This window comes from Halobacillus mangrovi, from assembly GCF_002097535.1.
Classification (GTDB): Bacteria; Bacillota; Bacilli; order Bacillales; family Halobacillaceae; genus Halobacillus; species Halobacillus mangrovi_A.
This window is the reverse complement of sequence record NZ_CP020772.1, coordinates 330,701-342,612: the sequence shown is the minus strand read 5'-3', so window position 1 is coordinate 342,612 and position 11,912 is coordinate 330,701. Positions and strand designations below refer to the sequence as shown.

The following is an 11,912-nucleotide window of genomic DNA, read 5'->3' as shown; positions in this document are numbered from 1 at the left end:
ATTTAGATTAACTTTGTTCGACATGTATGTTAGAATAATTAAATTGTATTATTAACGATACCCTAAAATGCGGAGGGGATTCAAGTGTCGAATATAGCAGTTTATTATCGATTAGCAAATAACGAAGACACAAATCGGGTAATCCAATGCATAAATAAAGAATTACACAATTTTAATGACCAACACGTAATTAAGGGAGTTTTCGTTGACGCCCATAGAGAGAGATATCATTTTAATGATTTAATTAGTAGACCTTTACACGAAATAGATATACTTTTTATCAATGAGATTATCCATGATGAATTTGACTGGAAATTAATAAATCAATTGTCTATAACAGAAGGTTTTACTATCCAATTACTTGGAGAGTAGATTTATACTCTCTTTCTTGTAAATAGAGATTGGGATAGAAATCCAGAAGACACTGGCAAAGTTGCCAAAAACCTAGGCTAACTAAGAACCAAAAAACACTTCCAACCCCCTTCCAACAATACAGAAGAGTATCTTATGTACTTCACGAACCACACACTTCTAAAAGTACAACCTATAATAATTGCCTTATAATTTAATAAATTCGTTATTTGCGGTAAAGTCCACCGTAACTACCGTAATATCAAATAACAATAGGGTGGTTATTTTTAGGATTTTAGTTGGATTATCTTATTTTGTTCGTTGTCATTCTAATATTAGCAAAATTTAAAGGAATACCAAAAAGTATCCCTTTAAACCAAAACCTAATGTATTTCCTCTTTATTTAATTCCCTAAGATGCTTTTTCAGCTTATCTGTAGTTTCTTTTCTTTCGAAAACCTTTCTATCTTCTAAATCTAATTTTTCATTATTTATCATTATATTGATATGGTTTATGGCTTTTATAATTAATTGGTTGGCATTATTCTCTGTGTTTATTTTCTTAACGATTTCATTCGAGAACTTATAGCTATCCCTAGAATTTAAATACTTTGGACTATAGCCTGATAGATATTTTACAGCCATTAGAATATGCCATCTCATCCTTGTGAATTGTCTATAGTCTCTATTTTTTCTAAAAAAGGTTTCTACTCTATATAACAATAAAGCACTTGCATAGTATGGTTCAGCATAGTCCCCATCTTGAAAAATATGTCCTTTAACTTTTTTAGCAACTGTTCCATAATGTCCAGAAACTCCATGTGGGTTATCTAATACCATGGAGGTAACAGCTTTTATTTGTTTAGGGATATTAATTATTTTAGTTTGTGGGATAGCTTCATTTCTATATTGATTAGATCTTCTCTCATAGTAAACACAAACATCAAACTCACCTGATTTCTCATGTAAGCTATTTTTTGAGTTATAAAACTCCTCTAACATTTTGTGGAAGTTACTAAGAGAATCTAATTGCTCGGGTTTTAATCCAGTTTGACTGTTTGTAGCTCTTACAATTTCATTCTTGGTTTCCTCATCTTTCGTAGAAATAATTCGGATTGGTAACGATATACTTTTTTCCTTTAAGCTTTTATAATTATCAAATATAACATTACTGGTCTGACAACCATTTACAATTTGATAATTAATTAGGTGAAACTTCTCGCCTACGGGCTTTATTTCATCTGCCACTACAGTTACCCCATTATTAAGAATCCCAAAAAGTTGAGCCTCTTCATGCTTAAGTCTGTCCTGCATATTACTGTTTACTTCATTATTCTCTATACCTAAGTAATCTCGTATATTGTCTTCAAACACATTTTTAACACCTGCTGTTTCATCGTCGTAAAGTAAATGCATGTATTCACTAATATCAACTAAACCAAAATATGCGGACGTAATCTTATCCCCGTCATATGAAAATGAAACATTTTTGGGAAAGCGGAAAGATGCTTCTAAATCTGCATCAATCTTTCTATACAACCTTTGAATCTCTTTAACACCAAGAGGATTAAAGTCTATATAATCAGATAATAAACCTGTGTCACTTAAAGATTTCAGTCCGTATTTAATCGTATCCTCTATATCTGAGCTAATTTCAGTAGTTGGTGATGATGTTGCATAATACATTATACAATTCGGATTTCCTTTTCTAAATAAATGGGAATTTTCATATATAATATTTTTCAACTCCCAAAATTTCTCTAACTCACTTATTGAACATTCATAATTACAAATAAACTGTTCAACATGTTTAAAAAAATAATTAACGTCTGCATCTGAAAAGCTTGGCGAAGTCTTCGATTGTACAAAAACAAAATCGACTGAAAGGATATTATTGTTTTTTATTAATACATTTAAGTCTTCTTCATTAAGAACAAGTTTATTATTTACAAGAATAGCTATTCCATCAATAGCCTTAGCTGTCCCAGTATCCATATCCTGAAAATTCCGCTCTGAATCAATTACATGATTATTAAGGACGCAATAATTAATAAACTGTTCAAACAGTACATCTTCTTGTTCTTCTTCTAACTCAAAGTTATTTTTAAACTGACTTAAAAAGTTTTTAACTATTAAATTTTTCATGATTTCAGCCTTTCAAACTTTAGTATAATTAATTATATCTTATTGAATGTACCTACACATACTTCCAAACAAGGATGAACTTTAAAATTTCATACATTTATAACAACCTATAATACTATTAATATTAAGGTCCCACCCTCAACAAAGACAATCTACTTACTTACACACTATTTTACAACAAGTCTCATCCAAATTGTTACTAATATTTAGATATTACACATAATATTACCATTAAATAATGATTAGTTTGTCACTGCCCTTGTCCAAAATTCACGGGTTTAGAATAGCTGCTTTTATGTTTGTCCCTGCTCTTATTATTCACTTTTCATTCTTTTTTTCTTACTTTCTGGACTTTTATTTGAAAGCGGTATCATGAAAATATCCTGGTGAATAATTAGTTCTTGATTTAAGATCCATAAGATTCACCTTTCATCCTCCTGTTCTCTAAATTATGTACGTTTTATACAAAATCCCTAGAATAAAAATATATAAAAATGACGGTTAATTTTTAAAATCGGCTTTTCATCCTATAACTGGCTACGTTGATTGAGAATACTCTGAAAATAAAAAGAAGACGATCTAATATAGCGATGACGATAACTCCATCTCTAAAATCTCTCCCCACTGACTGAAAGTTTTATAATCATAGCCATTAACATACCGCAGTTACTTATGATAAGGTTCATTCCTAATAATCTTAAACGCACGATACACCTGCTCCACTAACATCAAACGCATCAACTTGTGCGGGAACGTCATATTCGAAAACGACAATACATAATCACTCCGCTCCAGCACCCCATCACATAATCCCAATGACCCTCCAATTACAAACGCAACCTTACTTTTTCCGTACGTCGCAAGTTTGTCCATCCTTTTCGTGAGTTCCTCTGAAGTCAGCTGTTTGCCTTGGATTTCAAGTGTAATCTTATAGTTGTCCTGTGATATCTTCGAAAGGATCCGCTCCCCTTCTTTATGCTTCACTTCCTCGATCTGCGCTTCACTCAAGTTTTCTGGTGCTTTTCATCAGCGACTTCGACTACATCAACTCCCTCCAGGCGTTAGATGACATCAGTTTCAAGATTAATGAGGGCATGTGCTTTGGGCTTGTCAAATCGAATGGAGCCGCAAGTCGACGCTCATGCTAGATTTTATCTGGAATTTTGCTTAATTTTAACGGGGACATTAGTGTCAGAGACTGGAAGGTTTCCAAGGATCGCCTGAAAATTAAACAATAGATGGGCTACATCTCGCATGAAGTTACTCTCAGCGCGTGACAACCTGATCCTTTTTGGAACCCTCTATGATTTAAAAGGAAAAAATTTGCAGCATCGCATGGATGAAATGCTCGATCAGAAATGAAAGTGTCTGACCCCCACTACGTTAGGGTATTAGCGTAGTGGGGATCAGACAAGGAGAACAAAAAATCCATAAAAGGTGGATTTTTTTATTATAAATTACTTGTATTCTTCTACTTCTTCTGCAATTTTATTGCTATAAGTCTTCGATAAATAATTTACTCTATACTTTAAATATTCTTCCAAATCCTTATTAGTGCAATAAATATAACAACCTTTCTGTCCTCGGGTCAGTAAAGTTCTATAGGTATTACGAATGATCTCATCTGCTACACGCTCAGCTTTCTGTGGGTTACTTTTTGCCATTTTCTTGATTCCTCTAAGGGAACTATCTGTACTAGCTCTTTGAGTATAATCCGTTTTTATTTGACCGTTTTCAAAGATTAAATCATCACCAATAATTACACCCACATAGTCAAATTCCAACCCCTGACAGGTGTGAATGCAACCAACTTCATGAACAGACTCTTCATCTATTGCCCATGTTTCAGAATTACCTAAGTTCCAGCTTTTAGCGAAGTTCTTCTCTTTAATTTGAATGTCGTGCACATCAGACTGGTTTTTCCCCTCTTTAATCCAGTCCCAACAGTAACCGGCTACTAGGCGAGATTTATTATTTCCCTTATTTAATTCTTGAATGGTATTAAACAGTTCATTTGGATCTGAAAAAATCTGTACATCATAACTACTATCAATAAAGTCAGCATTGGCCGTTTGTCTAATTTCTAATACATCATCTACCCATGCTAGAAACCCATCTGACCCATTACACCGAAACTGTGATTCCAAGTACCCTAGTGTAATCTCTGCCTTCTCTGCTTGGGCAAATTCCTCAATCGTCTTAACATTACCTTTATCTTTTAAAGTGACTCTCTGTCTCTCATCAATAAAAAAGATAGATAGTTTAGAAGCATTTATAATTTCTTTTATTTGGTTCTCACCCAGGTGTTGGAACATTCCTGACTTTTCATTTAATCGGTGAGCTTCATCTACTATCAGTACATCAAATTCATTTTCAGGAGCATCCACATAACTACCTGACCCTTTAAACAAATTATCGATATGGCCTTTACGGAAATCTTTCTTTAACTTATTGGCGTATACCTTTCGAGGCGCTGCATTTTTAGTGACATATTGAGTAACAAGACTTCGGTTCGTTAATTCAACGAGTAGATTTACAGCTAAAACTGACTTCCCAGTCCCTGGTCCACCACGTACGATGAGTACCTGTTTAGTCCCTGTTCTTGTTGCTTTCTTAGCCAGCTGCAACGCGGTTTCGTAGATAACTTTTTGGTCATCAATCATGATAAACTCTTCGTTACCTTTAAGCATGCTATTTAAGGAGTCTTGTAACGATTTTGAGGGTCTAATGCGACCACTCTCTATTTTATATAAGTTTTCTTTATTGTCTCCAAACTTTATATGCCGCTTTATAAAGGACCGTAGATCAGCTGCGCCACCTTTAACAAATACAGGTGCCATTTCAACATAGTACCCATAAACTTTATCCGTCAAAGGATCTTCAGTGCCTAAAGCATTGTAATTATGTAGATAAGCACAAGGGTAGAGGTTTATATCCTCCTTTTGAGCATTCTCATTGTAGTCTTTTATAAGGGCAGCATAAGACCATGCTTGATAAGAAGGGTGAGTGGTTTCTCGCATCCCTCGATTAATAATTGTTTTCACTATGGCCTCTTTGCCTGCTATTTTTTCAATTTTCTCCCACTGTTTTAATTCCACAACAACGACAGAGCCACCTTCCCCATCCTTGCCGGAGATAAGCAAGTCAACTCTTTTAGAAGTATGAGGAATTTGAAATTCGATAGCTATACCTGCATCTTCAGGTATCTCATTATCCATAAGGACACGGTACATATATTGCATAGAATTATTCCAAGACCTTACTTCGTTCTGGTTAATATGACCAATTCTGTTGTTATAGTTAGTAACAATATTGGTAACGAGAGTATCTTGGAAGACATCGTTGCAGAAGTCTTTTTTTGTAGCTTCGTAAACTATCATTTATATCACACCTGTAATTTAGTTTTTAAAAATATTGTAACAAATAATGGAAGAATAAATTCCCTCTTTTTCAATATAATTCAAATTTTTGTAATTCACTGATGTCACTCAAAATGCCTGTTGTTCAGTTCATAATAGGCGAACTGAATATAAACTTATTTACTTATGATAAGGCTCGTTCCTAATAATCTTAAATGCCCTATATACTTGCTCCAACAGCATCAAACGCATTAACTGGTGAGGAAACGTCATATTCGAAAACGACAAACCAAAATTACTTCGCTCCAACACCTTATCACTTAATCCCAGCGACCCACCGATTACAAAAGCCACCTTACTTTTTCCATATGTCGCAAGGTCGTCCACCTTTTTGGCGAGCTTTTCTGAAGTCAGCTTCTTGCCTTCGATTTCTAAGGTGATGACATAACTGTCCTGTGAAATCTTCGAAAGGATCCGCTCCCCTTCTTTTTCCTTCACTTCCTCCATTTGTGCTTGGCTCAGATTCTCCGGTGCTTTTTCATCAGCGACTTCCACGACATCAACCTTCGCATACGGGCCGAGGCGTTTGACATATTCGGCAATGCCTTGCTTCAAATATTTTTCTTTCAGTTTTCCGACTGTGACGATGGTAATTTTCATAATCCGTTTCCTCCATACAACTATTGTTGCTTTCATTTTATCATGTCTCACATGGTCTTTGATTTTTTAAAATTCTGAATCCTATAATCTCTGGGATACGATAAGAGTCACTTTAGGTCCGCTCGGATACCCGGTTGCTCTCTCTGGCGTGGGCTTTTATCGCGACCTGGTGGGACATGGCGATGGCTGTGATTGTGAGAACGGAAAATATGGAGGTTGCCATAACGCTGATTCTTGCCTTAGGAGGTGTGCTCTTAGGCGGCTTATGGATGCCGGTTGAGTTTATACCGGAGGTCGTTCAGAACATCAGTAAAGCTTTGCCTCAGTACTGGGCACTGCAGGGATACAAAGAGGTCATTCTATCTGATGGAGGCGTGTCTGATATCTGGCTGAATCTAATAATCCTGATTGTGGCTGGAGTCGCGGGCGGAATTCTGGCATTAGTCTCTTACCCTCGTTTCCTGCGGCAATCCCGAAGCTAACAAGTAAAGCCCTCAGGCTAGTCCTGAGGGCTTTGATCATTCTATGGATTCAACCTTTAACTTCATGCAACTCTAGAAACTTCGTATTAAAATCTCCCTCGATGAACTTCTCATGAGTTAACAAGTTTCTATGAAAATCAATCGTTGTATGAATACCGGAGACTTTAAATTCTCTCAGAGCCCGTTTCATTCGGGCTCGTGCTTCCTCACGAGTCTCTCCATAAGTAATTAATTTCGCAACCATCGAATCGTAAAACGGAGGAATGCTGTAGCCTTGATAGACGGCAGAGTCGACGCGGACGCCAAAGCCTCCTGGAGGGATGTAGGTATCGACTTTCCCCGCGGATGGCATGAATCCGTTGGAAGGATCTTCAGCGTTAATCCGGCATTCCATGGACCAGCCATTCAGAACAACATCTTCTTGTTGATAGGACAGCGGTTGACCATTAGCTACGTTCAATTGTTCTTTGACGAGATCGATCCCTGTTACCATTTCCGTCACGGGGTGCTCCACTTGAATCCTTGTATTCATCTCCATGAAATAAAAGTTACCGGTGTGATCATAAATGAATTCGATGGTGCCGGCTCCTGTGTAGTCGACCGCTTTGGCCGCACGCACGGCTGCTTCTCCCATTTGCGCACGTACCGCTTCACTTAGTGCAGGGGACGGCGTTTCTTCAACGAGCTTTTGCATGTTGCGCTGGATCGAGCAGTCTCTTTCCCCGAGGTGAATGACATTACCATAACGATCGCCGAGAACCTGAATTTCGATATGTCTGAAATCTTCGATGAACTTCTCAATATAAACCCCTGGATTCCCGAACGCTTTTTCTGCTTCTTGTTTGGTGACGTTCAGCGCCTTGGTCAGTTCTTCCTCTTTTTCAACAACACGAATGCCTTTTCCACCCCCGCCGGATGCGGCTTTGATAATCACCGGAAAGCCGATGTCGTGAGCAAGGCGCGTCGCTTCTTCGTTGCTTTGAACGATTCCATCCGATCCAGGAACAATGGGGACATTGGCTTTTTCCATCGTTTCTCTCGCAACATCCTTCATTCCCATTTGCTGAATCGCTCGCTTACTCGGTCCAACGAAAATCACATCGTTGTCCTCGCAAATCTCAGCAAACTGAGCATTTTCTGACAGAAACCCATAACCGGGGTGGATGGCATCAACGTCGGCATTTAAGGCAACGGTCATGATGTTGGCGACGTTCAAGTAGCTCTCGGTCGAAGAGGCCTTCCCGATGCAATAGCTTTCATCTGCCAGCTGCACATGAAGAGCATCCTTGTCTGCTTCTGAGTAGATAGCGACCGCCTCCATGTTTAATTCATGGCAGGCCCGGATGATCCGAACCGCGATTTCGCCCCGATTCGCCACTAACACTTTCTTGATTCCCATAGCACACCCCTCCTTCATGCTGGTTCCACGACAAATAACGGTTGTCCGAATTCAACAAGCTCTCCGTTATTCACAAGGATTTCCTTTACCGTACCTTTCACGTCGGCATGAACGTCATTGAACATTTTCATGGCTTCTAACACACAGACGACGGTATCCTCGTCCACGGTATCTCCTTCCTGGATGAAGGCAGGCTCATCAGGAGACGGGGTATCATAAAACACGCCAACCATCGAAGCGGTAATCGTATGTGTGTCCAGTTCATTTTTGGTGGATTCCTTGCGGGAGTCATCCGGAGATTGTGCTTCGTGAGGCTTTTCTTCCTCCTTCTGAACAGGACGGCTCACCGGCTTCTCCTGTTTGGTACCTTCTTTTTTGCCTGAGCCTTGATTGGTTACCTTTAAAACGAAATCCTTATGCTCATAATGAACGCCATCCACGGTTGAACCGTTCACATGGTTAATAATGTCGATGATTTCTTTTGAATTTAACATGATACATTCTCCTTTACGTTCTGCCTACGCGAGATACTTTTTCTAATGTACGAATAAACCGTTCCTTCTCATTAGAAAGCTGCTGGGCTTCTTCGACGGTCACCTCACGGAAACGGATGTGACTGCCAGGCATCGCCTGGGCCAGGTAAGGGATGTCACTGGATATGACGGTGGCGATCCTTGTATATCCGCCTGTTGTCTGACGCTCCGCCATTAGAATAATGGGGTCACCACTCGCCGGGACTTGAATGCCGCCGAGCGGAATCGCTTCTGAGATAATATCGGCTGAAGTCTCATGCTCAAGCTTCGGCCCTTTCAGCCTGAACCCCATCCGGTCCGATTGTGGCGTCACTGCATACTCCGAAGACAGGAAAGTGTCCAGGGAAGACTCGGTAAACGCATCCAGGTGAGGTCCCGGTACGACACGGATTTCCATGTCACGCGTGTAATCAGGGATTTCATCGTGATGGAGCGCTCGACCGGTTACGGCTTTTTGGTTGCCGATTTTTGAAAGCACATCGCCTTTGGCTAAAGCACGTCCTTCATAACCGCCGATCTCTGCTTTCAAATACGTCGATTTACTTCCCATCACAACAGGGAGATCAAAGCCACCGGCCACGCTGATATACGCTCTCGCTCCCTGAACCGGCTGCCCAAATTGAAGCCGGTCTCCTTCTTTCACGTCAAAGCTTTTCCAGGTCGGTACCTTTTCACCGTTCAACTTCGGCGATAGATCTCCTCCACAAATGGCAAGGGTCGCTTCTCCAAGGACCTCGATCTCCGGACCCATCACCGTCACTTCGATCGCCGCTTCGTGACCTTCATTTCCGACTAAGAAATTAGCCATCTTCAGCGCATACGGATCCATGGCACCTGAAGCGACGATCCCATATTGCTGGTACCCGAATCTCCCCTCATCCTGAATTGTCGTGAGCAGGCCGGGTTTGACAATTTTAAATACTGGATTAGACATATGCGTTCACTCCAACAAGCAGAATCTTAGTTCCTATCTCGCCGTTCCAATCAATGAATGTCATGAAGGGACTCCCTTCTTCTCTTCCGTTTGAACGGTATACTCCCCGCGCTCGACAGCGCTCTCGATTTCATCGAATTCCTGTTTACTGATAGGAACAAACCGGATGTAGCTTCCGGATTCCAATAAAATCGGCTGTTCCTTATCGGGGTCATATAATTTCACAGGCGTCTGCCCGATGAGCTGCCAGCCACCCGGAGATTTCAACGGATAGACGCCCGTTTGGCTGCCGGCGATTCCGACAGATCCCGGGGCAATCTCAGGACGAGGGTCTCCACGCCTTGGTGTGGCAATCTTCTCAGACATGCCTCCTAAATAAGGGAACCCTGGAACAAAGCCCATCATGTAAATGAGATAATCCTGACTTGAATGAATGTGCACGACGTCTTCTTCACTCAACCCGTTCTGTTCAGCGACGACAGACAAGTCTTCACCCGTCTCCCCTCCATAGTACGTAGGAAGGAGAAAGGCAAGAGAATCAGATACGGATCCTTTTTGCTCCTGAAGCACCTCATAGAGGTCTGTGATTTTTGCTTGTAACTCGTCATAGGTTACGACGCTTGGCTGGTAATAGAGGGTTAATGTCGTATACGCCGGCACCCATTCCACCACCCCTTCAATCGGGTGCTGCTTCAATTCATCAGCAACCATTCGGATCGACTGATTGGTCTGTTCAGAAATCTCACTGCCAAAGACGATTTGCATCCCTGTATCGCCAAGGGCATGATACGTTAGCTTCATCTTCGTCCCTCCTTCACCTTAAGATAATAGCTGTGGAATCTTGTTGATTAACGTAACGACCGCTAAGTAAGCCGTTAGCATAAATACGATACCGCCGAAAATCGTTAACCAGAGCGGGTGTTTGTAATCTCCCACAATCGATTTTTTGTAGGCAGCGATCAATAACGTTCCTAACGCGATCGGCAAAATCAATCCGTTGAACGCACCGGCTAGGATCAGCAGTAATACTGGTTTTCCAATGAACGCAAAGATAATGGTCGAGACGATAATGAAACCAAGTGTGACAGCCTTCTCATGGTTAGCGATTTTTTTGGATAATGTTTTTAGGAAAGAGACGGACGTATAAGCCGCTCCGATGACCGATGTGATCCCAGCTGCCCAAAGGACAATGCCGAACATTTTGTACCCGATCGTCCCGGCTGCTTCCTGGAAGACAGATGCCGGTGGGTTGGCTGGATCTAGTGTGAAACCAGTCACGACAACACCTAAAACGGCAAGGAACAAGAAAATCCGCATGACCGATGCAATTAAAATTCCTGAAACAGAGCTTTTCGTTACCTGATGAAGGTTTTCTTTTCCGGATACCCCTGCATCGAGCAGTCTATGGCCTCCGGCAAACGTGATATAGCCTCCAACGGTTCCACCTACTAACGTAATGATGGAAAACACATCGATTCGATCCGGGGCAAAGGTGTGAGTAATAGCATCCCCGACTGGAGGATTACTTTGAAAGGCGACGTAGAGGGTGAGCAAGATCATGGCGCCCCCTAAAACACGGGCGATTTTGTCCATCGCGACACCAGCTTCTTTGGATAAAAAGACACCGATGGCGATGGCCCCAGTGATGGCTGCTCCGATACGAGGGTCGATGCCAAACAGGACGTTCATACCGAGACCGGCACCACCGACGTTTCCGATATTAAAGGCAAGTCCGCCAAGAGCGACGGCAAACGCAAGGAAATAACCGAGGCCTGGTAGGACCATATTTGCGATGTCCTGTCCTCTTTTTTTCGAAACGGCAATGATTCTCCAAATATTTGCCTGAACACCAATATCAAGAATGATCGACATTAAAATGACAAATCCAAAACTGGCCATCAATTGTTCCGTAAATACGGCCGTTTGAGTTAGAAATCCAGGTCCAATGGCTGAAGATCCCATCAGAAACGCGGCACCAAGAATGACTCCCCACTTACTCTTCTTCTTTACTTCCTGCTGGGGACTGTGCTCCAACGTCTCTGGCATTTGT

At 40.9% G+C, this 11,912-nt stretch carries 10 protein-coding genes and 1 pseudogene; 2 read left to right on the top strand and 9 right to left on the bottom strand.

All coding sequences use genetic code 11. From position 1 onward, the window contains the following. Positions 1 to 84: 84 nt before the first annotated feature. Positions 85 to 372: a hypothetical protein gene (locus tag HM131_RS01875; protein ID WP_085027387.1), complete on the top strand. Its 288-nt coding sequence runs from the start codon at positions 85 to 87 to the stop codon at positions 370 to 372. A gap of 362 nt (positions 373 to 734) precedes the next feature. Here the strand turns inward: HM131_RS01875 and HM131_RS01870 are convergent, their stop codons facing one another. The 4 genes and pseudogenes from HM131_RS01870 to rlmH (HM131_RS01855) all read right to left on the bottom strand — a co-directional run bounded on the left by HM131_RS01870 (position 735) and on the right by rlmH (HM131_RS01855) (position 6,514). After that, positions 735 to 2,495, bottom strand: a complete 1,761-nt coding sequence (locus HM131_RS01870; RefSeq protein ID WP_085027385.1) for an AIPR family protein — start codon at positions 2,493 to 2,495, stop codon at positions 735 to 737. Positions 2,496 to 3,161: 666 nt separating this feature from the next. Further along, positions 3,162 to 3,544, bottom strand: a pseudogene (gene rlmH, locus HM131_RS01865) (23S rRNA (pseudouridine(1915)-N(3))-methyltransferase RlmH); the annotation flags it as partial. Between the two features lie 408 nt (positions 3,545 to 3,952). After that, on the bottom strand, positions 3,953 to 5,875 hold the full coding sequence (locus HM131_RS01860) for a DUF2075 domain-containing protein (protein WP_085027383.1): 1,923 nt from the start codon (positions 5,873 to 5,875) through the stop codon (positions 3,953 to 3,955). A gap of 159 nt (positions 5,876 to 6,034) precedes the next feature. Then, positions 6,035 to 6,514 carry a 23S rRNA (pseudouridine(1915)-N(3))-methyltransferase RlmH gene (gene rlmH, locus HM131_RS01855; protein ID WP_085027381.1) on the bottom strand — a complete coding sequence of 160 codons (480 nt, stop codon included), beginning with the start codon at positions 6,512 to 6,514 and terminating at the stop codon, positions 6,035 to 6,037. A 182-nt stretch (positions 6,515 to 6,696) separates the two neighbouring features. Here rlmH (HM131_RS01855) and HM131_RS01850 point away from each other — a divergent pair, with 182 nt between their 5' ends. Then, positions 6,697 to 6,996, top strand: coding sequence for an ABC transporter permease (locus tag HM131_RS01850; protein WP_198162701.1), 300 nt, complete (start codon positions 6,697 to 6,699; stop codon positions 6,994 to 6,996). 49 nt (positions 6,997 to 7,045) lie between these two features. On the opposite strand, the gene accC is transcribed toward HM131_RS01850, so the two are convergent. The 5 genes from accC to HM131_RS01825 are packed head-to-tail and all read right to left on the bottom strand — an operon-like array spanning position 7,046 to position 11,908. Next, positions 7,046 to 8,395, bottom strand: a complete 1,350-nt coding sequence (gene accC / locus HM131_RS01845) for an acetyl-CoA carboxylase biotin carboxylase subunit (protein WP_085027379.1) — start codon at positions 8,393 to 8,395, stop codon at positions 7,046 to 7,048. A 14-nt stretch (positions 8,396 to 8,409) separates the two neighbouring features. After that, positions 8,410 to 8,889, bottom strand: a complete 480-nt coding sequence (accB, locus tag HM131_RS01840) for an acetyl-CoA carboxylase biotin carboxyl carrier protein (RefSeq protein ID WP_085027377.1) — start codon at positions 8,887 to 8,889, stop codon at positions 8,410 to 8,412. A gap of 13 nt (positions 8,890 to 8,902) precedes the next feature. Beyond that, positions 8,903 to 9,862, bottom strand: coding sequence for a 5-oxoprolinase subunit C family protein (locus HM131_RS01835; RefSeq protein ID WP_085027375.1), 960 nt, complete (start codon positions 9,860 to 9,862; stop codon positions 8,903 to 8,905). 60 nt (positions 9,863 to 9,922) lie between these two features. Continuing rightward, entirely contained in the window at positions 9,923 to 10,663 is a 741-nt protein-coding gene (gene pxpB, locus HM131_RS01830) for a 5-oxoprolinase subunit PxpB (protein WP_085027373.1), read from the bottom strand. An 18-nt stretch (positions 10,664 to 10,681) separates the two neighbouring features. Further along, a complete protein-coding gene (locus HM131_RS01825) occupies positions 10,682 to 11,908 on the bottom strand; it encodes an NRAMP family divalent metal transporter (protein ID WP_085031734.1) in 1,227 nt (408 codons plus the stop codon). Positions 11,909 to 11,912 lie beyond the last annotated feature (4 nt).

Excerpts from the sequence above, each read along its gene's own strand:
- HM131_RS01835 (WP_085027375.1), bottom strand. The coding sequence starts at position 9,862 with ATGTCTAATCCAGTATTTAAAATTGTCAAACCCGGCCTGCTCACGACA.
- HM131_RS01870 (WP_085027385.1), bottom strand. The coding sequence starts at position 2,495 with ATGAAAAATTTAATAGTTAAAAACTTTTTAAGTCAGTTTAAAAATAAC.
- accB (WP_085027377.1), bottom strand. The coding sequence starts at position 8,889 with ATGTTAAATTCAAAAGAAATCATCGACATTATTAACCATGTGAACGGT.
- HM131_RS01825 (WP_085031734.1), bottom strand. The coding sequence starts at position 11,908 with ATGCCAGAGACGTTGGAGCACAGTCCCCAGCAGGAAGTAAAGAAGAAG.
- HM131_RS01860 (WP_085027383.1), bottom strand. The coding sequence starts at position 5,875 with ATGATAGTTTACGAAGCTACAAAAAAAGACTTCTGCAACGATGTCTTC.
- rlmH (WP_085027381.1), bottom strand. The coding sequence starts at position 6,514 with ATGAAAATTACCATCGTCACAGTCGGAAAACTGAAAGAAAAATATTTG.
- pxpB (WP_085027373.1), bottom strand. The coding sequence starts at position 10,663 with ATGAAGCTAACGTATCATGCCCTTGGCGATACAGGGATGCAAATCGTC.
- HM131_RS01850 (WP_198162701.1), top strand. The coding sequence starts at position 6,697 with ATGGCTGTGATTGTGAGAACGGAAAATATGGAGGTTGCCATAACGCTG.
- accC (WP_085027379.1), bottom strand. The coding sequence starts at position 8,395 with ATGGGAATCAAGAAAGTGTTAGTGGCGAATCGGGGCGAAATCGCGGTT.